This is a genomic window from Pseudoalteromonas sp. H105, from assembly GCF_001469215.1.
Classification (GTDB): Bacteria; Pseudomonadota; Gammaproteobacteria; order Enterobacterales; family Alteromonadaceae; genus Pseudoalteromonas.
Genome location: NZ_LOFH01000008.1, coordinates 193,257 through 218,789, shown reverse-complemented (window position 1 = coordinate 218,789; position 25,533 = coordinate 193,257). Strand labels below are relative to the sequence as shown.

The window sequence follows — 25,533 nt, the reverse complement described above, 5'->3', positions numbered from 1 at the left end:
TCCAATTCTCTTTGCTAATCAAACGTAACGCTTAATTATCTAAAATACGAAATTCTTTCTGGGCTAATAAATGATCCTGCTCGTCGACCACATCAACGCGCCAATACCCAGTTTGCTCAGGCAATATATGCTTATTTGAATAAGTACGATAACGCGGCGTAGTCACCTTTAATTCAATGCTCGCCATTACTTGGTCACCATAATGCCAAATATGTTTAATACTTTGACCTTGTAGATTTTTTAGCTCACTAAAGAATGTCAGTGTATCGGCGAATTCAGTTAACCGAACATCAGCTTTAAAAACATTGACTGGCTCACGTTCGACGACTTTACGGGTAAGCACTGCACGGCTCACTTTATCAGTGTCTATTTTGGCCCCAATCGCAACACTGGCTACATGGGCTGTTTCAGCAAAGTCTTCTGCAGGGCTAGTATCTGTTAATTGAACTTCAACAGTGGGCTCAGTCATGTCCTGTGGTGTAATCTCTCGCTCTTGTAACAAAAGCGGCTCGTTGGCTTCGCTCTGTACTGGTGGCTCAGGTTCGTCTGGTTGTTGCTCTATTACAGCGTTATCCATCGGCACGGAATTATTCTGTGTCGCCGGTGCGCTGAATGATTCACGAATAACTTCTGGCTCACTTTCTGCCGCGTCAAGATTTAAAGTAGTTTTAGAAGGGCTGTCGGTTGATGAATCATTTTGCTCGGCATTCACTGAACCCATAAGGCTATATACACATACCACTAATAAAAGACTGATGAATAATGCAGCCATTACGATACGACGCCAGTGCCACTGATAAGTTATCGCTGGTAACGCCTCACTCGCCGTTTTCTTCACATTTGCGGTGATCACAATTCTTTGACTCATAATAGCCTCATGCTTTTAATAATTAACTTAAGCGAGCAATTAACCACTGGCGAATTGCCATTAGCTCTTCCCCACAGACTTGATGAGCCATTGGGTAATCTTGCCAACTTACATCCATGTTCAATGCAGATAAAGCGTCAAACGCATTACGCCCAGCACTATGCGGGACAACATCATCATGACGACCATGCGCCATAAATACGTTTAAATCGGTGTGCTTAGCTTCGTCCGACAGTTTGTTTGGAGCACACATATACGTTGAAAGCGCCATGACGCCCCCTAACTTTTGTGCCAACCGAGGCGCTAAGTGTAGTGAAATTACACCACCTTGTGAAAAACCCGCTAGAATAATTTTTTCCGCAGAAATACCACTTTCAAGCTCTTTGTTAATGAGCCCTTCAACCTTTGCTGCCGACTCACGTACGCCCGCCTCATCTGCACGTTTATCTAAATCCATCGATTTAATATCGTACCAAGAGCGCATCGCCATACCACCGTTGATTGTGACAGGTTGCACTGGCGCATGCGGGAAAACAAACCGAACACCTAATTCATCAGGTAAGGATAATTGTGGCGCTACGGGTAAAAACCCCTCTCCAGAATCACCTAAGCCATGCAACCAAATAATCGTTGCTTTATGCGCTGCTTTTGCTGGGTACTCTACGAACTCTAAACTCATAGTACTGATTGCCACTCAACAGTTTGACCTGCTTGACGCGTAGTCGCTTCGTTCATGAATTGCCAAAACTCTGCACCTGAGCGGTTATCAATCCACTTATCGCCTTGTAATTCAAAGTGATGGCCATTAAATTTTGTTGCTACCCACACTTGATGCAAAGGTGCTTGCTTGTTAATCACTATCTTAGAGCGATCAGCAAAAATAATTTCTAAAATCCCTTGCGCAGATTCATAATCTAGATCTGCTTCACAATCATCAACTTGCTCTTCGATTGTGAACATAAGTGCTTCGGCTAATTGGTGATACTCATGGTCTGTCATCATTATTTCCTTTACGGCATTGGGTACAATTTGCATGCAGGTAGTGTAACAGGAATAAAATCATCCGCGAATAGCTGCATTTTTTAGATATTCTGTTAATCTGCGATTATAAAGCCAGCAACGCGATTAATCTAATGAAAGAGATGCATCTTAAACAATTAAAACAACTTTTTTCTATGGGTGTATTACTCATTTTTTTAGCGGGCTGTGGACAAAGTGGTGCTTTGTACTTGCCAGAAGATAAAGAGGAGCAGGATACACAACAAAAACCGATGACCTCTGAGAACACCTCACCTGCATCAACAACCCAAACGAAACAGGATCAATAGATGGATTTTTTTGACTATAAAAATAATCAGCTTCACGCTGAAGACATCGCTGTCAGCACTTTAGCCGAACAATATGGTACACCGTGTTATGTGTATTCACGCAAAACCTTTGAACGACATTATTTGGCATTTGCACACGCGGCTAAAAGTCATAAGAGCTTGGTTTGTTATGCGGTTAAAGCAAATTCAAACATTGCAGTGTTAAACATTTTGGCACGTTTAGGGGCAGGGTTTGATATTGTATCTAAAGGTGAGTTAGCTCGCGTGATTAAAGCCGGTGGTGATGCCAGCAAAGTTGTTTTTTCGGGTGTTGCTAAGACAGAAGATGAAATTGCCTATGCACTAGAGTTAGGTATTAAATGCTTTAATGTTGAATCAGTCCCTGAACTTGAACGTATTTCTCACGTTGCAACAGCACTGAATTTAACGGCCCCTATTTCAATCCGCGTTAATCCAGATATAGACGCTAAAACACACCCTTATATTTCAACAGGATTAAAAGAAAACAAATTTGGTGTCGATATTCTTACCGCAGCCCGTGTTTATGAAATTGCAGCGTCATTACCAGGCCTTAAAATTACTGGCGTAGACTGCCACATTGGTTCTCAATTAACCGAAGTTAAACCCTTCTTGGAGGCGTTGGATAAAATACTCATTTTAATTGATGAGCTAAAAGCTAAAAATATCATATTGAGTCATCTCGATATCGGTGGCGGCTTAGGTGTACCTTATGATGGTGAAACCCCGCCACACCCAAGCGAATATGTTGCTCAAGTAACGCAGCGTTTAAGTAACCACCCTGAGCTTGAGCTTATTTTTGAGCCTGGCCGCGCTATCGCTGCTAACTCAGGTATTTTGGTTACTAAAATTGAGTTTATCAAACAAAATCAAAACAAATACTTTGCCATCGTTGATGCAGGGATGAACGATATGTTGCGCCCTTCACTCTACCAAGCTTGGCAAAACATAGTCCCTGTAACCCCTCGCACAGATGACACGCCAACACGTAACTTTGATATTGTCGGTCCTGTCTGTGAAACCGGTGATTTTTTAGGTAAAGATCGTATGCTTGCGCTACAACAAGGCGATTTACTTGCTCAACGCAGCGCTGGTGCGTACGGCTTCACGATGAGTTCAAACTACAATTCAAGGCCTCGCGTAGCTGAGGTAATGGTGGATGGTGAGCACAGTCATTTGATCCGCGCACGTGAAACAATTGAAAGCCTATGGCAAGGCGAGAAAATTTTACCATAAACTTTTTGTAACACGGCTGCTCTGTGGCATGATTAGCGCAGAGCAAATCCGAATTAGAGCGCTATGTTAGTTAATTTTTCTAAAATGCACGGCTTAGGTAACGATTTTGTTGTAATTGATAACATTACGCAAAACGTTTTTTTATCACGAGATCAAATTAAAAAATTGGCTGACCGTCACTTTGGCATTGGCTTTGACCAACTGTTAATGGTTGAAGCACCTTATTCTCCTGATCTTGATTTTCATTACCGTATTTTCAACGCCGATGGCAACGAAGTTGAACAATGTGGTAACGGCGCGCGCTGCTTTGCGCGTTTTGTAAGAATGAAAGGCCTGACAAATAAGCATAAAATAACCGTTTCGACCAAATCGGGTAACCTCACTCTTTACATTGAAAAAGACGGCCAGGTCACAGTCAATATGGGTCATCCTAACTTTGAGCCAAATAAAATCCCGCTCAAAGCCAGCAAGCGTGAGCTCACTTATATTATTCGTGCTGAAGAGCATACCGTATTTAGTGGTGCGGTTTCGATGGGGAACCCTCATTGTGTACTTGAAGTCGATGACATCGACACCGCCGAGGTGGATACACTAGGCCCACTACTTGAGAATCATGAACGTTTTCCACAGCGTGTTAATGTGGGTTTTATGCAAGTTATTTCCAAAGAGCATATTAAGCTAAGAGTATGGGAACGCGGTGTCAATGAAACACTCGCCTGTGGTACTGGCGCATGTGCCGCCATGGTTATTGGCCAAGCACAAAGTAAGTTAGCAACCACAGTACAAGTTGATCTTCCAGGGGGGAGTTTGCAGATTCGCTGGCAAGGCGAAGGCCACCCTGTGCGTATGACCGGCCCTGCTGAACATGTATTTGATGGACAAGTTGCCTTATGAGCGAAATAACAGAACAACAAGTTAGCGATTTTTTACGTAGTAACCCTGAGTATTTACTGCAAAACCCAGACGTTTTAGCGCAGTTAGAGCTACAGCAAAAAGCTCAGGGGGCAACGTCTCTGGTGCATATTCAGCAGCGCCAGCTGCGTGAACATAACACTAAATTAAAAGCGCAAATTGAACAGCTTATTGAGCAAGCGACTGAAAATGAATCTATTTATCGATTATTTAGCCAATGCCACAGGCAGCTTTGGACCAATTACGATTTTAAAACACTCGCACTAAACTTACGTAATATTATTTGTACCAACCCTGCTATCAGTGAGTGCCACTTAGTACGCTATGAGGCTAAATATGATGCATTAATCGAACATCGCCTAAAAGACACGGGCACTTATCTTGGCCGAGTCAGTCAACAAGAGCGTGATTTATTATTTGCAGATCAAACCCAATCAACCGCATTATATTTAATCGGTAACAACCAACACCCTGTTGCCATACTTGCCTTTGGCAGCCTTGATGCCAATCATTTTGAACCCGCTAAAGACAGTTTTTTTGTGCTCGAATTTGTACGCTCTTTGCAACTTAGATTATTGGAACTCCAACTGGAATTGGCATGAGCGAGGAGCAACCTCCTGGTTTAGAACAATTAACAGCGCAATTAAACGCGCAATGGCTCACGCCTATTCAGCTGTTTAGTGAATATTTACGGTTTGAAAAACAATACTCAGCGCACACTATTACCCAATATACCAGTCAACTGCAATTTGCTGCGCATTACTTTAGCAAACTGTGTGATAGCTGGCAGGATGTTCAAGGCGAGCATATTCGACGCTACAGCATGGCACTGCGCAGTAAACAACTCAGTGGCCGTACAATAAGTTTAAAGCTCAGCTGTATTCGTAGTCTTTATAAATTTCTAAAATCAAAAAAAATTACCGAGCAAGATCACTATCACAACCCTGCTGAAGCAATTAAAGGCCCTAAATTTGCCAAGCCTCTGCCAAAGAACCTCGATGTTGATCAGATGGCACGCCTACTAGAAATAAAAGAAGATGACCCACTGGCTATTCGCGATAAAGCCATAATGGAACTGATGTATTCATCAGGGTTGCGTATCAGCGAGTTAGTTGGCGCTAACATGCAAGATATTAATCGTCACGAAGGCGAAATATTGGTTCGTGGTAAAGGGAATAAAGAACGCTTATTACCTGTGGGTGGCAAAGCCCTTGATGTATTAAATTGTTGGTTAAAGTTACGACCACAATTTGCAGGCCCTGACGAGCCTGCTGTATTCGTCAGCAGTAAAAAATGCCGAATTTCAGTGCGCCAAGTACGATTACGAATGCAACAATGGGGTATTAAACAAGGTATTAGTAGCCAAGTTCATCCGCATAAGTTGCGCCACTCCTTCGCTTCCCATATTCTTGAATCATCTGGTGATTTACGCGCAGTTCAGGAGCTATTAGGCCACAGCAGTTTATCTGCAACGCAAGTGTATACCCATCTAGATTTTCAACATTTGGCTAAGGTGTACGACAACACGCACCCGCGTGCTAAAAAACGTCACGACCCAGACTAACGAGGAATTTTATGATCCGCTTTAACCGTGCCATTACGCCAGTAAAAGTACTCAGCTTTGATTTAGACGACACACTTTACAATAATCACCCCATTATAAAAGCGGCTGTGCAGGCACAAATTGATTACTTAAACGCATTACCTGACTGGCAAGCGCAAGGGCGTCATTATTGGCAACACTGTAGAGAGCTCGCCGTTAAACGAAGCCCTGCTTTAGTGGATAATGTGACCCAATGGCGAAAAGACACCTTACAACTTGGCTTGGCTAAATTAGGCTATCAAGGCGCGCAACTTGAGCAACATGTTAGCGGCGCTTATCACGCGTTTGCTGATGCACGCAGTAATATTGTGGTCAGTGATGAAGTATTGTCACTCCTGGCTCAACTAGCTAAAAAATATCAACTTATTGCTATCACGAATGGCAATGTCGAGGTTGAACGATTTAATCTAAATGGCGTATTTGACCTTGTTTTACAAGCCGGGCTACATGGTAAAGCCAAACCGCACCCAACTATGTTTGATCAGGCCTGCGAACAGCTAAACATTGAACCAAAGCACATACTGCATATCGGTGATAGCTTAGATACAGATGTTCACGGCGCACACAACGCAGGCTGTCAATCACTGTGGCTAAACGATCAGCAAGCTCGCTATGCATACCGAGGCTTACCTGATGTAGAGATTGCATCAATTCATGCGCTTAAATATTTTTTATAAGGGTGTTATCCACTAAATGGTTTTAAATACATATCGAGTGAGGTTAAGAGTGATGATGACGTACTTATTAGCATTTGATCATCTTTATAAACTAACTTCGCGTTTTTTATATTATCTGACAACTGATTCAAATGTTTCTTAATGTCACTTTTGTAGTTTTCATAATCCTTCGGCTGGAATACTAATTTACTTTGTAACTGTGTGAATGTATCTAAATCCATAAAGGCACTAAAATCGTTTTGGTATGTCACAAAATGTGTATTTTCAACGAGCTCATAGTAAGGTCGATATTTAACAAGAAATTTTTTATAAAATGGACCAACCATACCTGGCACACTGTCGTCTGAAAAGTAAGTTAAATGTGAAATCGTTTGTTCAGAAATAGTATTCGTGAAAACATATAACTCATTCCCCGCAGAGCTTACCACTTTACCTAATAACGAGTTTATACACGCTTCTAAAATAACGAGTTGTTGATTGATTTTAGCTAAGGTTTGGGCATGTAATTGTGTTTTACGTTGTGATTCTTCAATTTTTAGCTTGGCTCGTAAAAATTGCTTTCTAAAATCGATGAGCTCTACCAGCAACTGATTAAAGTTGATGATACTCCAATCTCGAGTTGCCACTAAACTAAAGTCATTAATTCTATTATTTAACTCATCAAGCTGCTGATCAAATGTTATCCATACATTTTTTGCTTTTTGAAAATCTTTAAGTTCCTGTTTGATTTGTTTAACTAGAGTTAAAACTTGTTGACTTTCAGACAGCAAAAACGACTTATTGGCGTGAGTAATAGCTTCATTTAAATTCCCTTCATCGAGTGATTTTTTAGCCCGAATGTAGTATTCGTGTGCCTGCAATACACTGGAATGTTCTTCTTTCCAATCCTCAGGGTTAATATCTGCAAGTTTTGCTAAAACCTGGCTTAACGTGACAATATCTCCGTGCAATTTGGCTTCACTATAGGTCGCTTGTAATGTCTGAGTTTCGCTGGGCGAGCAACCTGCTAATAATATCATTAGTAACAAACTTATTTTTTTCATATTACTCACCTTGCTGCTAGAGCCGAACTCCCTTTCTCGTGATGCATACTCTCGAAAATATCCCAATGTAGTTTATATAACTTGCCATTCGCTCATCATTTATGCAAGCGTTACCATAATATTGAATACGCACTACACGTAATTATCAATAACTTTTTACAAGCGATTAAAGTGAAACGTGATACTTTATTTTCTTGATTTACACCCAGCTTCGTTCTTGATTATTCAAGGTGAACTGTTATTTTATTAAACCTTGCTATGTTTAAGTGCTGCCTGAGATTATGAGAAGCGTTACTAAAGTATTGATAAGTTCTCTTGTATTATCGTTAGCTTGTAACGCCTATTTGCTTTTACAATTCACTGCTTCATCACCTCACTGCACGACAACAACTTTAAAAAACAATGCGCCAAATATAAGAGCCAAAGCACCTAACTCAGCTAAACAAGCTACTGAATTGTTAAAAGCCAAAGATTATTTTAACCAGCAAGAATTTGATTTAGCAATTCAAAACTACGCCGTACTTATAAAGCACTATCCTCAGCAAGCTGAACAGCTCTACAGCGACTGGCTAGCCCACTTAAAACACTGGTTAACAACTAATAAGCTAAGTATTGCGGATGAGTTTTTGCGAGTATTTTTAAACCGCTACCCTTATGATATAAGTATGTTGAAAATGAATGCCGAAAGGCTTGTAAAAAGCCAACAACCTCATCAGGCAATTGTCGCACTGTATAATTTAAAACCTTTAGCAGATAACACAAAGCAACATACTATTATCATTGAGTTGAAGCACTTAACTCAGTTACACGTAAAGACATTAAGTGAGCAACAAGCTTGGCAAGAACTGATTGAGAAAACGACTATTTGGCTAGATTTCGATAGTAGTAATTCATATTATTTACTTGCCCAAGCTAATGCATTTTATCAGCTTGATGACTACATAAACGCTCAAAATAGTTTAGATAGGCTTAACCCTAACCACCCTCTTAAATCTCAAGCAACACAATTACAAAATAAAATTAATCAAATTTATGCTGAGCAAGCATATATCCCGCTTACAAAATATGGCGCCCATTACCTTGTAGACATTACAGTAAATAATAATATAAACACGCAATTGATGATTGATACAGGGGCAAGTACCACTGTGCTGCCACACACATTAATTGATTCACTACACCCAACGCCTGACTACTTAGGCAGCATTACAGTGAATACTGCAAATGGGAAAGCGCTTGCTCAACACTATAGAATTGAATCAATTAAAATAGGCCAACACATACTGACTGATTTTAATGTTTTGGCTATTCGTCAAAACACAGGTCATGGTTTATTGGGTATGAATTTTTTACAACATTTTAAATTTAATATTAATCAGCAAACAAATCAGCTAGAGTTAAAGAAACAGTAAATTAAGGATAATGATGACGCTCAACGACTTTCTAACCCGTCTTGCTAATGACCCACAAAATATTGCATTCAACGATACCATGGCTGTAATTGATACAAACTACACATTTACTCCGTCAGACTTTAATAATCACGGACTCATCAGCAGCGCGAATGAGAATAATGGCTCATGTAAAATATTTGCTTTCGCTAAACTAAACGGGCTGAGTAAACAAAATACTTTAGATTGCTTTGGCGCATTTTATCGTGATGACGTGTTAAGCAACCCCAGTGGTGAGGATCATATGAATATACGTACCTTCATGCTTGCCCCTGAAGCAACCCCATTTTTAGGTATCACATTTAACGAACCACACGTATTGCGAGCAAATACATAGCAGGCATTGGGGGCTTCTTAAATAGGCCCCCTTTTAACCTACCTGAAAACTGTTTATAACCCCTCAGAATTATACAAACCCTCTTCTAATGCTCTGAATTTAATATCAGATCAAAGCTTGATGAAAAACTCGTCACATGTTTTACTTTGGGGAACATGATTTCATAAATGGACTTAATATGCGCAACGTCTTTATTCTCAGCTTACTACTTTGGCACGGAGCTGCCAGTGCTATCAGTGTATTTTTAGATGACAATAGTTGTACGCTTTCAGGTGATAGTCACTTCTTTAAAACCGATGTTAGATTAAGTCCAACAATAGATGATATGGATAAAAAAAAAGTGATGCTCAGAAAAAAGCTTATCACTGAATATCTAGCGACTAATGACCAAAAAGGTATACATTCGGCTTATGTTAAAGAGCGCTTTGTTATTAGTAACTCACAGCGTAATTCCACCGCCGGTAATGATTGGGTCGTCAGGCAACTTCATTACACATTAGATGTTACTTTAGCCACTGACTGTGATGAAGAGTATGCACTTACAACAGCAGAATTCATAGCTGGAGAGCGAACATACAACACAATTTTAGTACCTGAAAAAGAAATCATTGTAAAAACTAAAAATAAAGAGCGCCCTTTATCGTCCTTTGCAATACCCACACTATCTCACTCTTCTCTTTTTGGGGCTCAACTTAATGACTCTAAACAAGATGTAGAACAAAAGCTTGGCCTTGCGAGCTTAGAGATCGCATCTGCCAACCAACAAATCTTGGTCTATTTTAGAAACCATGCATTTCACTTTGTTGATAATAAGCTAATAGGTTACCAGTACCATCGCGAACTCTTACCTATGTCCCTAGGTAATGAGCTTAACCTTTCAGATCAATCGATCAATATAGAAACCAAAAGTCAGGAAAGCTATTTGCTATCACAAGATTTAGAACTAAACGACTTATCTACGTTAAAGAACAGCTATAAAAATTTTGAAACCGCTTTATTTAAAATTAGCTCTTCTCAAAGCAAACATCGCATTATTAGTTTGCAGCTCGGTTCATTAATTTCCGACATGGAGATATCTGCGCCTTGTTTTAATTTCGACGATAAATCGAATAACCAATCGGCACAATTAAATGCTCAAGCAAAGTTAAAAATGTATACCACTAAAGGGAAAAAAGTGCTTGTTAGCCCGTGTAATGAAATGGTGTATTTTAGTAGGGGTTATATTTCGCAAATAAAATTAGCCCCCCCCATAGATACTACCGATTTAAACCTTGATCCATTGAAGAGTTACTTTAAAAATGAAAAGTGGCAGTTTTATTCATTGTCACAAGGCGACAGCATTACAAAGCTTACTGAGCTAGGTAGCTATGATTCTTTTCTTGATAGTGCGGAATTCAGCTCTAAAGACTGGGATGGATACTTTTACATTATGGAAAATAAACTTATCAGCGCAACACTGACGCCTAATCATGCATATTAACTGAGATAAGAAGCATAAAAGAAGACTCTCAACGAAAATGAAGACACCAAACACTATAAACGCTTTTCCATGAAATAACGCGTGCCGTTGAGTGGGTAGCTGTCCATTTGGTATTTAACTACATAGCCGTTTTTTTCATAAAACGGCTTTGCTTGAAAGTCTAACGTATCAAGTTGGCTAACATTAGCCCCATGTGCTTTAGCAGCTGACTCTAATGCAGCTAACAACTGCGTTGCTAACCCTTGGCTACGCTTTCTCTCGTCACACCAAAGCCAATTGATAAGCAGCCAATTACCAAAAACATGACCAGAAATGCCCGCTATCAGCTCTTCGTCATAAACGACTTTAAAACCCAGTGGAATACGCTCTGCATCAAAGTGCCGAGCATTAAAGTCAACAACATGTGACCTTAAATCACTATGTAACTCAATTGAGTTATCTATTTGTACGGTATACATAATCACACCATAAATTAGGATAACTCAGTATATACCTAAATTAATATAAATGATTTTTTCCGTAAGGGACTTCAAGCATATTACTTGAAAGCTTTTCTGGCTGGCCACACATTTCATCATAAGCACTAGTATGACGCAGTACCATCTGTGCGTAGCTTAGGTGATCCAAGCGTTTTTGAATATGCAAAGGGCTAAGACCCCGAACAAACTCACCATTCTCGTCTGTCACATAATACTCTACATTGTTGATCATCACAGACACCTGGTACAGCGCCATTTCCAATGAATGTACGATGACTTTTTGTAGTGGCTGATGTTTACTCAGTTCAGATAATTTAATCGCCATGGTCTTAACCTTTTACAAAGTGTTGTAAGTATTCGTACGCAGCTTTGATATACTTTGATCAATTTAAACTGCAGATAGAGTGCATGGCTGATAAAATCCGCTTAGCAAAGTACATCGCCCATGCGGGTGTGTGCTCACGAAAACAAGCGTCTCGCTTGATTGACGAGGGTGTTGTTCTCGTTAATCACCGTGCTGCAAATCACATTGACCACGTTGATGATAACGACTACGTGACAGTCAATGGCGTTCGCGTACAAGGAAAGGCTCAACTGGTTTATTACGCCTACCATAAGCCGGTTGGAATAGACTGTAAGCTAAACCAAGCCGATGCCAGCAGCTTAATCCACCACTTACCACCAACAACACGCGTTTATCCGATTGGTCGACTTGATAAAGACTCCCGAGGACTCCTTATTTTAACCAACGATGGGGAGTTCTGTAACCAATTAATCCACCCCGATTTCCACCAGCCAAAACGCTACATAGTCACGGTAGATAAACCACTTGATGAAAACTTTTGTTGTAAAATGGCACGCGGCGTCCCTATCGATAAGCACATAACGTTACCGTGTATCGTTGAAAAAATAGCGCCTTGCCAGTTCAGTATTATTCTCAAGCAAGGGCTCAATAGACAGATTCGCAAAATGGCACATTACTGTGGATACCGTGTGATTGATTTATATCGCGAGCAAATTAGTAGTCTTAACTTGGCGTCACTTAACCTCAGTGAAAATAACTATCGTCAAATTCAAAAATCCGACATATTAAAAAATTAGTTGCAAAATATGATTACAGGTGTAATCTAAAGTTAAGGATTACATTTGTAGGCTATATAAGATGATTGAACTGTCAAAGGCAGAATTTGAGGTGCTTGACGCATTATGGATAAACTACCCCGCTACGGCTAGCCAAATTATTGAGCGCCTAAGCGGTGAAAAACAATGGCATGAAAAAACCATCAAAACATTATTAGGTCGTTTAGTTAAAAAAGGCGCGCTAAGTTTTGAGAAAGAAGGTCGCCAATACATTTACACCCCCAGTATGGAGCGGGCTGAATATACGCTAAAGGAAAGCCAAAACTTTATTGAGCGCTTTTTCAGTGGCCGCATTGCGCCTTTAGTGAGTGGCTTTGCAAAATCTGAACAGTTGTCTCAACAAGATATCAATGAACTAAAAAAAGTGATTGATGACTGGGAAAAGCAACAAAAGTAAGGATTGCTTATGTTTGAAACACTCTTTAACTGGCTTATTGAACAGCAATTATTAATTAGCTCACTGGTTTTGAGCTTGTTAATTTTAGAGCGCTACTCACTTAAATGGCTCAGTGCCAACTTTGTCTATAAGCTATGGCTGTTAATACCCATTTCACTGGTACTTACTAATTTACCGACGCATCTAAAACCATTACATAATGCAGCTATCAGTAAAATGCTGATCACACCCGAACAAGTATTAGTGGCTGATTTCAGTGTTAGTTGGGCCGTATTGTACACACTGGTTTTTAGTCTTTTAGCTGCCATTGCAGCGGTCACTCACAGACGCTTTGTGAAACAACTGAAGCTCACTCGCCTTGAAAGTTGTGAGCTTGTACACACGTATTCGGGTATTCAGCTTTTTCAAAGCGATACCATAAAGACCCCCATGGTCATTGGGCTATTGCGCACTCAGCTTGTGCTGCCTACTGGGTATATACAAAAAATCGATAGTGCATCATTCGCCATGATCATCGAGCACGAACACGTCCATATGAAGCGCGCTGATAACTTACTAAATATGATGCAGCTAACCATCACGTTCGCCTTTTGGTTTAACCCCTTGGCATGGCTTGGCTATATGAGCTTTAGGCGCCTACAAGAACTATCCTGCGACGAAACGGTATTGGCCAATAAAAATACACAACAACGAATTTTATACAGCAAAGCCCTCATTAATTGCGCCGCAAATACACGCGCAAGTTTGATGGCCTATTCACACTATGGAGATAAAAATACAATGCTACAACGACTCAAGCACATTAAACACAGCGGTAACAGCTCTCTAGTTGCCAAGGGCGTTATACTCATTTTTGCCGCAGGCATGCTTAGCAGCTTTGCAACCGCAAAACAAACTGATGGCATAAATAAAGTAGATAAAATTAGCCCTATCATCCGCATTGAACCGGTATATCCTACACAAGCTGCTGAGCAAAATGTAAGTGGCTCAGTGGTATTGAAATACGATATTAGCCCAACAGGTAAAACTCAAAATGTATCCGTTGTCAGTGCGTCCCCTGAAAACGTATTTAATAGAGAAGCTAAAAGAGCGCTAAAAAAATGGGAATACAAGCCGTCTGATTCAGGCTTCAAAAACGTACTTGTGCAATTAGACTTCGCAATCGATGCCAATTACGAATCAAAAGATTTAGTAGAAAAAATTACAGTCGCTTCTAAGTAAGCATTCGTATCAAAAGACCCCAAAGCAAGCGCCTTATTTAAGCCGCTTGCTTTGGTGTTTTAGCTATTTAACAGCTAGTCCTCTTTCGAGCATTAAATACTCACCGCAATCATTGCCACCGCACTGCCTAACCCCACAAACCAGACTAACGAGCGCAGCACGTCTAAATTTAAGTAATAAAACACACAATATAAAACGCGCGCAATAATGTGCGTTATAGCAAGTAGTTCTGTTACTTGATGAACATTACCGCTGCCCAGCACCACTGCTAGAGCCACAGCAAATACAGCCAAGGCTTCAAAACAGTTTTGGTGTGCTGCAAGTGCCCGTGCGCCAAACCCTGTTAATTTAGTTTGCTGATCACGAGGATGTTTATTGTCATAGCCATCAAGCTTATTCATCGCAAACGCAACGGGGGCTTTGGCTAAATACGGCATCAGTACAGCCAGTAACGCACAAACTAATAGCGTGGTCATGTTTACTCCTAGTTAATCTATCTATCGATAAGTCACATTCAAACTTAGCACAGCTAAACTGTTTGGGAATACATGTTGACCATAAAAAAGCCGCAATGACTGACATAAAGGGTGTCAATCATTGCGGCTAACAATAACATCACGTTGACTATAGCGTAGAATAAGGCATTTTAAACTGTGGCATATTGTCGCAGTTAACATAAAAACCCAAACCACCTCAAGACATAGCGTTCAGCGTTTCACAGGAACTTATTATCAAGGCGTTCCTTTGCAAGAATGACAGTCCCTTTTAAGCAGTAACTTACTTTCATTTTGAGGTTGTGTAGGTATAGTCACTATAACTAAAATCGATTAGCTTTATCTGGCCGGGACTGTTAATTTACCCATCTAAATTCATTAACTTCCCTAAGCCATGACTTGGATATTTTTCACTTTTTTAGCCGCCTTTATGCAAGCATGGCGAAATGCACTACAAAGTAAGTTGAGTAATGATATGAGCGTAGCCGGCGTAACCTTAGCTCGCTTTATTGTTGCCAGCCCTATTGCAGCTATTTATTTGTACTCACTTTACCATTATCAACCTAGCACTGTGCCAACCTTTAACGCCGCTTTTTGGGGCTTTATTGTCGGTGCAAGTGTGATGCAAATATTTGCCACAGGCTTAATGGTCCAGTTGTTCAAAATGAACAATTACGCTGTTGGTGCAGGGCTTGCTAAAAGTGAAGCCTTAGTTGCCGCTATTCTAGGCGTGCTATTTTTTGGTTCGGCATTAAGCTTATTTGGTTGGCTAGGTGTATTTTTAGGTGCTATCGCTGTCTTGTTATTAAGTGGTATCACTAAAGTAAAACAGTTTAACGCCAATACGGCCTTGCTCGGGCTGGCATGCGGTACCTGCTTCGCTTTAACATCGCTCTGGGTGCGTGAGGCGAGTTTAAATTCAGGCCTTTTATTTCCTCACTCGGCAGCGTGGGTGCTGTTGTTTGTTATCAGCCTGCAAAGTGTTATTTTACTGATATATTTAGCTATTAAAGAGCCCCATACACTCAAGCAAATGTGGCACCACAAAAAAATGGTTTCGTTAGTGAGCTTTTTTAGCTGCATAGGATCAATTGGCTGGTTTAGTGCCATGAGCTTACAACATGTTGCCTATGTAAAAACGCTAGGCCAAGTGGAAGTATTTTTTACTATGCTGATATCGGTTTTATGGCTAAAGCAACCACTCAAGCGCCAAGACACAGCAGGGCTTGTACTGATTGCTGTTGCAGCAATACTTGTTATGTTACCCACTACATAAAATAGGCGGTTACTAGGGTCTGTTGACCTTTCAAGGTTAAATTTACTGCAGTCTGTTTGGTATTTAGGCAAGGCAGCGCCTATGTAGTGTGGTTATTCCCCATAAATAGGTGATAACGCAGCATCAATGCCAAACAGGCGCTGCCCTTCGGGTTCTGCCTAGGGGCGATTTACTCTTTGTTGCTCGGTTTTGACTTAGCCCACTAGGTTACAAACCTCGCGCCGCGATTAAACCGCCCCTAGTTTGAATAAATTTTAATCCGCAAAGGTCAACAGACCCTAAAGTAACCGCTAGTTAAGTATTAATGGCTAATTTTTAAAGTAATAACACCACTTATAATCAATAAAACACCTGCAATACGGCCAAATGTGGCGGCATCGTTATAAAACAAAATACCGACGATAAAGGTGCCTGCGGCACCAATACCTGTCCATACAGCGTACGAGGTGCCCATTGAAATATCACGTTGTGCTAGCCATAACATAAAACCACTGGCGACCATAAACGCCACCGCAATAGCAATGCCCAGCCAACGATTTTCACCCTCTTGTGACATTTTCAACCCAACAGGCCAGCCTATTTCAAGCAAGCCCGCGATGATTAAATATACCCATGCCATTTAGCTATCTCGCTTCTTTAAGATGACGTCGTACAAATCACCACGACGATCTTTTAAATTACGCACTGTGCCCTCACTGTGAAGTACTTTTAATTTATCCATATCTAAATCGCTGAATAATAACATTTCAGTATTAGGCGTCGCTTCGTTAAGTGTTGCATCGTGAGGGAATGAAAAATCAGATGGTGTCAGTACCGCTGATTGCGAATATTGCACATCCAAACTCTCAACTTCAGGTAAGTTACCCACTGAGCCTGCAATAACGACATAACATTCGTTCTCGATTGCACGTGCTTGTGCGCAGTGACGCACACGTAAGTAACTGTTTTTGGTGTCCGTCCAAAATGGCACAAACAATATGTCTAAACCTTGCTTTGCCAATATGCGCGACAATTCAGGGAATTCCACATCGTAACAAATCTGAATACCCACGCGACCTGCGTCTGTATCAAATACCGCAATTTTGTCGCCGCCTTGAATCACCCAGTCATTTTGCTCATGTGGGGTGATATGAATCTTGCGCTGCTCATCTATTTTTCCACTGCGATGACATAAATAACTCACATTGTAAATTTTATCACCTTCAGCCAGTGGCATTGAACCAGTGATAATATTTGCATTGTATTCAATCGCCATGCGCGACATTGCATCACGAAAGGTCTCTGTATACTCGGCTAAATAACGAATCGCTTCTGTTTGGTTTCTTTGTTCTGTTAGCCCCATTAATGGCGCATTAAAGAATTCAGGGAATAAAATAAAGTCGCTTTTATAGTCAGAGACCGTATCAACAAAATACTCTACTTGCGTAAGCATTTCTTCAACGGATGCAACACTGCGCATTTGCCATTGCACTGCCCCTACTCGCACAATCGATTTCGTTGATTCAAGCACCGTATCCGTGGGTTCAAACATAATGTTATTCCACTCAAGTAAAGTGGCATAACCAACCGAGTTTTGATCTTCAGGCAGGTATTTTTTAAGCAACCGCTTCACTTGAAAATCATTCGATAGTTGAAAGCTTAATATAGGGTCATACAACTCTTTATGATCAACTTTTTCAATGTACTGCGTGGGTGTCATCTCATCGCTGTAATTGTAATAACGTGGAATACGACCACCAGCCAGAATAGCGCGTAAGTTGTACTGACGACAGAGCTCTTTTCGCGCATCATAGAGTCTTCGCCCTAAACGCATTCCTCTGTGTGATGAGGAAATCACCACATCTAAACCATATAACGCATCCCCTTCAGGATCGCTAAAAACGCGATCATGCCCATCGACAATATCTTCATAAGTGTGGGGGTTAGAAAAACGACCATAATCAACTTGCACACTTAGCGCAAGGCCAACCAGTAAACCATCATCAACCATGCCGAGTTGCCCTTCTGGAAACTGATCTATTAACCTAAAAATGGTATGGCTTGGCCAAGCCCCGCCTAAATCTGGATAGGCTTGATCCATTAATGTTTTAATTTGCGGGTATTGTTCTTTCGTTAAATTACAAATCTCTAGATGAGTTTTTTCTGCCGACATACACAACTCCGTTAAGCGTAAGACATTAGGGTCTGTTGACCTGTGCGAATTAAAATTCGTTCAAACTAGGGGCAATTTAACCGCGACGCGAAGTTTGTAACCTAGTGGACTAAGTCAAAACCGAGCAACAAAGAGTAAATAGCCCCTAGGCAGAACACAAAAGGTCAACAGACCCTAAGCTTCAAATAGCAATTATAAACGCCGTTCTGTGAACGCTTACTTATTTTTTATAGCATCTATAAGAAATAGACAGCAATTGACTGAAGCATAACGTCTTTGAATAAAGTCAATTTAGCGTAAAAAATATCACTACACTACATTATATTGATAAACATCTCTGGCGATGCGCGCATCAACTTAAACTTTGCATGTGATATTTATCACCTATACTTTGACTAATCCACCCACTGATCGGAGTTATTTTGTCATCAACAAATACAGATGTGGAATTAGCCGAAATTGAAGTCGTAAAATTTCAAATCGTTAAAAAAGTGGCCTACTTTGCGTTAGCCGTACACGTTTTACTTATCTTGTTTTTTGCACATATAGGGGCAATCACGTTAGCGATAACCAACCTATTTAGCGTCGCAGCCTGGGCCTCTGGCATCTTCCTAATAACACAGGGTCTCAATGCGTTAGCACTAAGGGTATTTTGTGGTGAAGTGGTTTTACACTCCATTTTAGTTTGTGCAACATTAGGCTTAGACGTAGGTTTTCAATTTTATTTATGGACAATATCATCGATGTTACTGGTTGATTACCAGTTAAAGTTACAGCGGGCCTTTATTTACAGCATCTCACTGATATTAATATTTGCGGCCTTGTATTTATTTTTTGGCGATGTTTCGTATAACTACCCTTATGCTGAGTACCTAATATATATCAATATTACCAATATTATTATTGCTGGCTTACCCATGATTTATGCATTTGTTTATATCCGTGAAACAAGTATTTCTCAACGACAAGCACTCACAGAGATGGCTGCCAAAGATCATTTAACTAAACTTTATAACCGCCGGTTTGCAAAAAAGTTAATTATTGATATGCGACAAAGGTGTGTCGAATCTGATAGTAAAATGTGCATTGTTATGGGGGATATCGACTTCTTCAAGAAAATCAATGATACCTACGGCCATGATAAGGGCGACACGATTTTGATGAGCGTAGCAAATGCAATTACTGAGTATCTTAGCCAAAAAGACATCATCGTTCGCTGGGGCGGTGAAGAGTTTTTGATTATACTCACTGACACAGACGAATCTGCCGCATATAAACGCATAGAACAACTGCGCGAAAAGATACACAGCCTGGCACCTTGCCCCAATGATCCTAAAATATCCATTTCTATGAGCTTTGGTTTAATTGAGTGGCGACCGCTGGCGTCGCTCAAAGATACACTTCACCAAGCAGATATTGCACTTTATAAGAGCAAACACAGCGGCCGCAATAAAACCACTATCGCGACCCCTGAACAAGACTACATGAACAACTTCAAGCCAGTCTAAATCCCCATCGCTACAGCTTACTTGGATTAATAACTATTTTATGACTAATCGCCTGAGGCAATAAGGGTGTCAGTGCTCCATTTACATATTCATCAAAACCAGCTCTATAAAATGGTGATAAAGGGTGCCCAGACTGACCGCCGGGAATTGCCATAACAGCGCGCTCTAAGTAGCCTGGTTGTGCAATAAAACGCTGAGATGCACCAAAGCTTTGCCCTTGTACTGCTGGCATGAAACTGTCACCAAACCCAGGGGCTTTTGGCATATTTAAAAACTGACTTAATTGCGGTATTTGCTTGGCAAATGGATGTTCTATTGCCAACTCATTAACATTCCCCCAACGCCAGCTTTGCATATTCCCACCAAATTGATCCGTTAAGCTATTGATAACGTGTGCAAACGCACCACTTAACTGTTCGTCCCAACTGTTATACTCAGGGTTAAGCCAACTTGCTGGTTGCTGTTCAATAAGCTGCCATATAGCTGGCTCTAAATCGCGTTTGATGTATTTTAAAGAGCCACCACTGTGTTCCAATGTATTTTGCATACCGCTAAATGCGCTATCAATAATCGCATCGCGGTAACGCCTGACTAATGTATAACCTACAGAATCAGGGCACGCACACGCTTGCCAATTTTCAACAACTGAAATATACCCCTTATTGTCAACAGGTTGCTTCTTTAGTTGCGCTAAAAGTAATGCATGCCACGGCATTAAAAACCGCGCTTCATTATCGAGCTGTAAGGCGTTAAAATCAGCCTCATTAAACTGACTTTTCTCTAACAGTCGATCTCTTATTTGTGTTGACCGCGCGCCCAATGCATAACCCCCATTACCAAAACGATTATGATCTTGCGCTGACACCACTCGCGAGTTTCCCGTCCATAAACGTCCATCAGCTGGATTTTTAACGCTAGGTCTTTGTTGCTCATTTTGTTGCCATAACGATGAGTAACGAGCTTGATTCACCGCAACATCACTAGGCGCTTCACGTGCAGGGATAGCCCCCATGTTTTTCCAGGCCGCATTGCCTTGGCTATCTACCACCATTAAATTTTGCACTGGAATACCTACCTCACTGGCTAAAGCGAGTGCACCATCAACATCATGAGCTTGTTCTAGTTGCAGTAAATCCATATCCACCGCATAGGGTTGATGGCCGACCCAACTCAGGGCATAGTGGTTTGCATTTATCTTACGCACGGGGCCGTACTCACTCATTGTTAACTCATAAGACTCTGTACTACCATCGGCCAGGATTATATGCTCTGTTTCTTGCCAAGTTTTACTTTCTTCATTGAGTGCAACCCAATCAGCTGTATCTAAGTAGCCATTGGTAAAGCCCCATGCAATATGATTATTTGTCCCCACAACAATAGCTGGCGCGCCAGGCAAAGACACCCCCGTGATTTGATGGGTTTCATTATTTTTACGATAGTTAAGTTGCGCGCGATACCAAATAACAGGCACCGCCATAGACAAATGCATATCATCAGACAACATGGCCGAGCCTGTTGCTGTTAACTCCCCAGACACCGCCCAGTTATTGCTACCAAACTCTTGAGTTTGCTCAATATGCTTATACACATAATTTAACTGTTCAGGTAAAACAGGGATGCCAGATTTATAAGGCGGTAGCGTACTACCATCCAGTGCAGCTTGATAACGACTTGGTTGGGTCAAAAAATCCAGCATATCTGAGCCATACAGGTCATTGATTTGAATTAAGGTTTGATCACGTTCAAAGGTGGCTGTTTGCAAATCTAAATACATGCTAAAAATAACCAGCAAGCTATCTTCACTTTTCCACGGTTTTTGCTTTGCGCCCGTCAATAAATATTCAAAGCTAGAAAAGCCAATTTGCGCTAATCCTTCGTTAACTCCTGCGCTATAGCTATTAAGTAAAACTTGATCAGCCAGTGGTAATTGCTTAACAATCTTTTCGCTTCGCTTACGTAATTGATGAAAACGCATTTTTTTATCTAAATTTAGTGCCGCTTTACCAAATAACTCACTGAGTTCGCCGGCCGCATTACGCCGCAATAAATCCATTTGAAAAAAACGGTCCTGCCCGTGAGCAAACCCAAGCCCATATGCCGCATCGTTACGACTAGTCGCGTCAATCACAGCTTGGCCTAATACATCGCGAGACACAGACACATTCTCTGTGATTGCTTTACTCACGCCTTTACCGTCAAGCGCTGGTAAACTCAGCGACAGTGCACCATAAATGAGCGCAGTTACAGCTAAGCCTACAATAAGCAATGTTAAAACTAACCACTTGATAATCTTGAGCATACTCAATTTCCTTGCATAATATTGACTAAAAGTTCAACAAACCAACACGCTTTATGCTGCACGTTTAAACTTGGTTATATAGTACACACAGTTTTGTGAAAGAATAATGTTATTTGCTCATTAATAAGTACCTCTACGACAGCTTAAATCCAACGCAAATCACCTTCTTAATTTATTAAATGTATTTTTAATTCCATGATAAATTGACTATAGTTGTCTAGCCTATTTAAAAAGTAAACGTTCTAATGCAGCGGTCAAAAGAAAAAGAACATAACCAAGCCAATAGATATAAGCTGACATTTTGGCTATCGCTAGGGGTTGTATTCATAACCAGCCTCATGCTCGACCAAATAAACTATAACCGTGCCAAACAAGCTCATCGCTTGCTCATTCTTTCAGAGGTTGATACTTACAGGACGCAACTTTCCTCAACTTTAATATCCAACATTCAGCTCGTACGGGGCTTGGCAGTGGCCGTTGCAGCAGAGCCCAACCTAGAGCAGCACAGGTTTGCACAAATTGCAGGGCCTCTTTTCGATACTTCCTCTGAGTTACGAAATATTGGTGGGGCACCTGATATGGTGATCCGCATGACCTACCCACTCAAAGGTAATGAGAAAGCTATCGGTCTCAACTTTTTAGAAAACAAGGCGCAACGTGCTGGCGCGGTGAAAGCCCGAGATAACAACGAAATAGTGATGGCAGGCCCGCTCACTCTTGTGCAAGGGGGTGAAGCATTAATAGCGCGAGTGCCAGTATTTCTACCGCCAGATAAGACCTTTTGGGGACTATTATCTGTCGTATTAGATATCAATAAAGTCTACGCCAACTCTGGCATTTACGAACTTGAAAAAAACTATAATGTAGCGATACAAGGTCGTAATGGTCAAGGCGCTAATGGCGAGTTTTTTTATGGTAGTGACACTATATTATCAACTAATCCATTGGCACTAAAAATACGCATTCAAGGTGGAGAATGGGTGTTATACGTTAGTCCTAAAGCTGGCTGGTCACCACCTGCGTCCTCTGTATGGCCGCTGCGTTTAGCTATTTTAGTCATTTTATGCATTCTTGCTTGGGCATTTAGGTTCTTTTTAAAAATGCACAATCTACAACAACAAAATGAAAAAGTACTCTCCTCGATGAGTAGTATTGCGCAAATTGGCGCATGGTCTTACAACTTAGAAACGCAACAGGTCTATTGGTCAGATACAACCAAAAGAATCTTTAAATTTCCACTGGATGAGCAACCCACATGGCCCAATAACTTTGACTATTTTAAACAAGGTAGTAGCCGTAATAAAATTAAAGAGTTAATAGAGCGTGCCATCAAAAAAGCGCAGAGCTTTGAAACGGAGCTAGAAATTGTCGATGTTAATGGCGAGTCGTTGTGGGTGTTAGTGCATGGAGAAACAGAACCCCATAATGGTCGTTGTGCGCGTATATTTGGTTCACTGCAAGATATTAATACCCGCAAATGCACTGAACTTGAGAATAATAAAATTGCGCTACACAATGAAGTGTTAGCTTCGCTTACTGTTAATAAAGCCATTTTGACTGGCCACCTAAAGCAATCAAAAGATGTTATTACACACGCTATTTGCCAGGCGCTAAAAGTTGAAAGAGCGAGTATTTGGTTGTTTAATGATAAAAAAGACGCACTACTCTCTTTTGCCTATCACGGCACGATTTCACCTGAAAGCTCAATGCTATATACATGGAAAAAACATGAGTTAAACACCTTCTTCAAAGCGATTGATAATCAAATGATCATTAAGGCGCCCAATGCAAAGCAGAATGAATTAACAGCCCCGCTGTGTGAATTTTACTTAAAACCACTGGCTATAGAGTCAATCCTTAGTGTTACCATTGTCAGTGGCAGTAGCCCTGTTGGTGTTGTGTGTGCTGAAAACTGCCATCAACCCCGAACCTGGTCGTCTAACGAAGAAAGTTTTTTAATTGCGGTTGCTGCACTCATTGGCAGTCTGCATTCTAGTGAGCAGCGTATTGAAACTGAACAACAATTAGTAAAAGCAAAAGAAGCAGCTGAGCAAGCCGTAGCTGCTAAAGGCGAATTTTTGGCAAGTATGAGTCATGAAATTCGTACACCCATGAACGGCGTACTAGGTATGCTTGACATCGTTCAACACACAAAACTAGACCCTCAGCAATTGCATCATATTCAGCTGGCTCAGTCATCCGGTCATTCGTTACTCAATATCATTAATGATATTTTGGACTTTTCTAAAATTGAGGCAGGTAAACTCGATATTGAGCACATCCCTTTTAATTTACCCAAATTACTGGGTGAAACGATTGAATCTTTTGCTTTAAAAGCTGAACAAAACAACACTAAATTGGTTTTAGACGCCACCCAGATCAAAATAAATAAGGTTGTTAGCGATCCCAACCGACTGCGTCAAATTATTATGAATTTGCTTAGTAATGCGGTGAAATTTACCAAAGACGGTGAAATCATTGTGGTTGCTCAGCTAAAAGAAACGACTGAAGGCACATTTTTAATGTGTTCAATCATTGATACTGGCATTGGCATAAAGGCAGATAAACAAGCCTCACTGTTTGACTCATTCACTCAAGCCGACACATCCACAACTCGCCAATACGGTGGCACTGGACTTGGTTTAGCTATTGTAAAGCAGTTATGCCAGCTTTTAGAGGGTGAAATCAGCGTCGCCAGTTCACCTGGTGAGGGAAGCACTTTCTCATTCTCAATAAAAGTAAAAACACTACTGAGCAAAGAGCAAGATTTACCGAGTCATTTAATCAAGGGTAAACACATCCTTATTGTTGATAGCTGCCCACTTAATAGCATGATTGCGAACAAACAGCTTACAGTTTGGGGAGCTAACTCACAGGTTGTTAGCGAATACCCACTGCTAGGTGATACCCTCATCAATAGCGATAAACCTATAGATGCCATTTTAATTGATTATATGTATTTTTCAATCGCTGATAAACCGAGCATAGACGCACTCAAACAATACTTAAAACAGCACCAACTCAAATTTATTCTCATGGCGCCTATGAGTTTTTCAATCGAAAACGCACAGCTCCCCATAGAACCTAATTGTATAATATTCAAACCTCTTACACCGTCTGATTTGTTTGATTCATTAGCAAATGAAAAATTCATTGAGCAGCAACACCATGCTTTCGCCACACCGGTAGCGCAGCCTTCAAAGCAGCTTAACGATGAACATGCTAAGGTTCTCTTGGTTGAGGACAATAAAGTAAACCAAATTGTGGCTTCTGCATTACTCAAGCAAGCAGGATTGAAATTTGATATTGCGGAAAACGGATTAGACGCACTCAAAAAATTAAAAAATGCGACCAAATCGCCTTACATGCTAATACTAATGGATTGTCAAATGCCCGAAATGGATGGCTACCAAGCCACGCAAGCGATTCGTAACGGTGACGGTGGGGAATCATATAAAAACATTACTATCATCGCCTTAACGGCTAACGCGATGCAAGGCGATAGAGATAAATGCTTAGCAGCAGGCATGGATGATTATTTATCAAAACCCCTCGACTTTGATGCCTTAAACCCTAAGCTCGAACACTGGTTAAAATAAAAATAATAAGGATAA

Annotated in this window: 25 protein-coding genes; 15 read left to right on the top strand and 10 right to left on the bottom strand. The window is 40.8% G+C overall.

What is annotated here, in order from left to right; translation table 11 throughout:
• Positions 1–31 precede the first annotated feature (31 nt).
• Genes ATS75_RS14655 through cyaY form a run of 3 tightly spaced genes read right to left on the bottom strand, consistent with a single transcriptional unit; the run spans position 32 to position 1,867 of the window.
• A complete protein-coding gene (locus ATS75_RS14655) occupies positions 32–868 on the bottom strand; it encodes a DUF2914 domain-containing protein (RefSeq protein WP_058561159.1) in 837 nt (278 codons plus the stop codon).
• A 22-nt stretch (positions 869–890) separates the two neighbouring features.
• A complete protein-coding gene (locus ATS75_RS14650) occupies positions 891–1,547 on the bottom strand; it encodes an alpha/beta hydrolase (RefSeq protein WP_058561158.1) in 657 nt (218 codons plus the stop codon).
• Positions 1,544–1,867 (bottom strand): iron donor protein CyaY, encoded by a 324-nt coding sequence (gene cyaY / locus ATS75_RS14645; RefSeq protein WP_058561157.1) that lies wholly within the window; start codon positions 1,865–1,867, stop codon positions 1,544–1,546. The genes ATS75_RS14650 and cyaY overlap by 4 nt, the downstream gene beginning before the upstream one ends.
• Before the next feature lie 134 nt (positions 1,868–2,001).
• Here cyaY and lptM point away from each other — a divergent pair, with 134 nt between their 5' ends.
• The 6 genes from lptM to ATS75_RS14615 all read left to right on the top strand — a co-directional run bounded on the left by lptM (position 2,002) and on the right by ATS75_RS14615 (position 6,642).
• Positions 2,002–2,196, top strand: coding sequence for an LPS translocon maturation chaperone LptM (gene lptM / locus ATS75_RS14640; protein ID WP_058561156.1), 195 nt, complete (start codon positions 2,002–2,004; stop codon positions 2,194–2,196).
• On the top strand, positions 2,197–3,450 hold the full coding sequence (gene lysA, locus ATS75_RS14635) for a diaminopimelate decarboxylase (protein ID WP_058561155.1): 1,254 nt from the start codon (positions 2,197–2,199) through the stop codon (positions 3,448–3,450). It abuts the gene before it with no gap.
• Between the two features lie 63 nt (positions 3,451–3,513).
• Complete coding sequence (gene dapF, locus ATS75_RS14630; RefSeq protein WP_058561154.1) at positions 3,514–4,344, top strand: diaminopimelate epimerase; 831 nt, start codon at positions 3,514–3,516, stop codon at positions 4,342–4,344.
• Complete coding sequence (locus tag ATS75_RS14625; protein WP_058561153.1) at positions 4,341–4,964, top strand: DUF484 family protein; 624 nt, start codon at positions 4,341–4,343, stop codon at positions 4,962–4,964. Before dapF ends, ATS75_RS14625 begins: the two co-directional genes overlap by 4 nt.
• Entirely contained in the window at positions 4,961–5,926 is a 966-nt protein-coding gene (locus ATS75_RS14620; RefSeq protein ID WP_058561152.1) for a tyrosine recombinase XerC, read from the top strand. Before ATS75_RS14625 ends, ATS75_RS14620 begins: the two co-directional genes overlap by 4 nt.
• 11 nt (positions 5,927–5,937) lie before the next feature.
• On the top strand, positions 5,938–6,642 hold the full coding sequence (locus ATS75_RS14615) for an HAD-IA family hydrolase (protein WP_058561151.1): 705 nt from the start codon (positions 5,938–5,940) through the stop codon (positions 6,640–6,642).
• A gap of 5 nt (positions 6,643–6,647) precedes the next feature.
• Here the strand turns inward: ATS75_RS14615 and ATS75_RS14610 are convergent, their stop codons facing one another.
• Positions 6,648–7,685, bottom strand: coding sequence for a hypothetical protein (locus ATS75_RS14610; protein ID WP_058561150.1), 1,038 nt, complete (start codon positions 7,683–7,685; stop codon positions 6,648–6,650).
• A gap of 344 nt (positions 7,686–8,029) precedes the next feature.
• Here ATS75_RS14610 and ATS75_RS14605 point away from each other — a divergent pair, with 344 nt between their 5' ends.
• The 3 genes from ATS75_RS14605 (at position 8,030) to ATS75_RS14595 (ending at position 10,953) form a co-directional block, all read left to right on the top strand.
• Positions 8,030–9,097, top strand: coding sequence for a retropepsin-like aspartic protease (locus ATS75_RS14605; protein WP_161936906.1), 1,068 nt, complete (start codon positions 8,030–8,032; stop codon positions 9,095–9,097).
• A 13-nt stretch (positions 9,098–9,110) separates the two neighbouring features.
• A complete protein-coding gene (locus ATS75_RS14600) occupies positions 9,111–9,473 on the top strand; it encodes a HopJ type III effector protein (RefSeq protein WP_058561148.1) in 363 nt (120 codons plus the stop codon).
• Between the two features lie 178 nt (positions 9,474–9,651).
• Positions 9,652–10,953 carry a hypothetical protein gene (locus tag ATS75_RS14595; RefSeq protein ID WP_058561147.1) on the top strand — a complete coding sequence of 434 codons (1,302 nt, stop codon included), beginning with the start codon at positions 9,652–9,654 and terminating at the stop codon, positions 10,951–10,953.
• 53 nt (positions 10,954–11,006) lie between these two features.
• Here ATS75_RS14595 and ATS75_RS14590 read toward each other — a convergent pair whose 3' ends face one another.
• Entirely contained in the window at positions 11,007–11,411 is a 405-nt protein-coding gene (locus ATS75_RS14590) for a GNAT family N-acetyltransferase (protein WP_058561146.1), read from the bottom strand.
• Between the two features lie 40 nt (positions 11,412–11,451).
• The gene (locus ATS75_RS14585) at positions 11,452–11,757 is read right to left on the bottom strand and encodes a DUF6482 family protein (protein ID WP_058561145.1); all 306 of its coding nucleotides are present in this window, start codon (positions 11,755–11,757) and stop codon (positions 11,452–11,454) included.
• A gap of 83 nt (positions 11,758–11,840) precedes the next feature.
• On the opposite strand from ATS75_RS14585, the gene ATS75_RS14580 reads away from it, so the two are divergent.
• From ATS75_RS14580 to ATS75_RS14570, 3 genes are all read left to right on the top strand, one after another.
• Positions 11,841–12,533 carry a pseudouridine synthase gene (locus tag ATS75_RS14580; RefSeq protein WP_058561144.1) on the top strand — a complete coding sequence of 231 codons (693 nt, stop codon included), beginning with the start codon at positions 11,841–11,843 and terminating at the stop codon, positions 12,531–12,533.
• 61 nt (positions 12,534–12,594) lie between these two features.
• Positions 12,595–12,969, top strand: coding sequence for a BlaI/MecI/CopY family transcriptional regulator (locus tag ATS75_RS14575; RefSeq protein ID WP_058561143.1), 375 nt, complete (start codon positions 12,595–12,597; stop codon positions 12,967–12,969).
• Positions 12,970–12,978: 9 nt separating this feature from the next.
• Complete coding sequence (locus ATS75_RS14570; protein WP_058561142.1) at positions 12,979–14,190, top strand: TonB family protein; 1,212 nt, start codon at positions 12,979–12,981, stop codon at positions 14,188–14,190.
• 92 nt (positions 14,191–14,282) lie between these two features.
• Here ATS75_RS14570 and ATS75_RS14565 read toward each other — a convergent pair whose 3' ends face one another.
• On the bottom strand, positions 14,283–14,666 hold the full coding sequence (locus tag ATS75_RS14565; RefSeq protein ID WP_058561141.1) for an MAPEG family protein: 384 nt from the start codon (positions 14,664–14,666) through the stop codon (positions 14,283–14,285).
• Between the two features lie 412 nt (positions 14,667–15,078).
• Here ATS75_RS14565 and ATS75_RS14560 point away from each other — a divergent pair, with 412 nt between their 5' ends.
• Entirely contained in the window at positions 15,079–15,960 is an 882-nt protein-coding gene (locus tag ATS75_RS14560; RefSeq protein WP_201020970.1) for a DMT family transporter, read from the top strand.
• A gap of 301 nt (positions 15,961–16,261) precedes the next feature.
• Here ATS75_RS14560 and ATS75_RS14555 read toward each other — a convergent pair whose 3' ends face one another.
• Together ATS75_RS14555 and ATS75_RS14550 are read right to left on the bottom strand one after the other, a co-directional pair.
• Positions 16,262–16,579 (bottom strand): DMT family transporter, encoded by a 318-nt coding sequence (locus ATS75_RS14555; RefSeq protein ID WP_058561139.1) that lies wholly within the window; start codon positions 16,577–16,579, stop codon positions 16,262–16,264.
• Positions 16,580–18,112 (bottom strand): carbon-nitrogen hydrolase family protein, encoded by a 1,533-nt coding sequence (locus ATS75_RS14550; RefSeq protein WP_058561138.1) that lies wholly within the window; start codon positions 18,110–18,112, stop codon positions 16,580–16,582.
• Positions 18,113–18,534: 422 nt separating this feature from the next.
• Between ATS75_RS14550 and ATS75_RS14545 the strand changes: the two genes are divergently transcribed.
• Positions 18,535–19,620, top strand: a complete 1,086-nt coding sequence (locus ATS75_RS14545) for a GGDEF domain-containing protein (RefSeq protein ID WP_235591188.1) — start codon at positions 18,535–18,537, stop codon at positions 19,618–19,620.
• A gap of 10 nt (positions 19,621–19,630) precedes the next feature.
• Here the strand turns inward: ATS75_RS14545 and ATS75_RS14540 are convergent, their stop codons facing one another.
• On the bottom strand, positions 19,631–21,919 hold the full coding sequence (locus tag ATS75_RS14540) for a penicillin acylase family protein (protein WP_058561136.1): 2,289 nt from the start codon (positions 21,917–21,919) through the stop codon (positions 19,631–19,633).
• A gap of 245 nt (positions 21,920–22,164) precedes the next feature.
• Here ATS75_RS14540 and ATS75_RS14535 point away from each other — a divergent pair, with 245 nt between their 5' ends.
• On the top strand, positions 22,165–25,518 hold the full coding sequence (locus tag ATS75_RS14535; RefSeq protein ID WP_058561135.1) for an ATP-binding protein: 3,354 nt from the start codon (positions 22,165–22,167) through the stop codon (positions 25,516–25,518).
• The last annotated feature ends 15 nt before the right edge of the window (positions 25,519–25,533 follow it).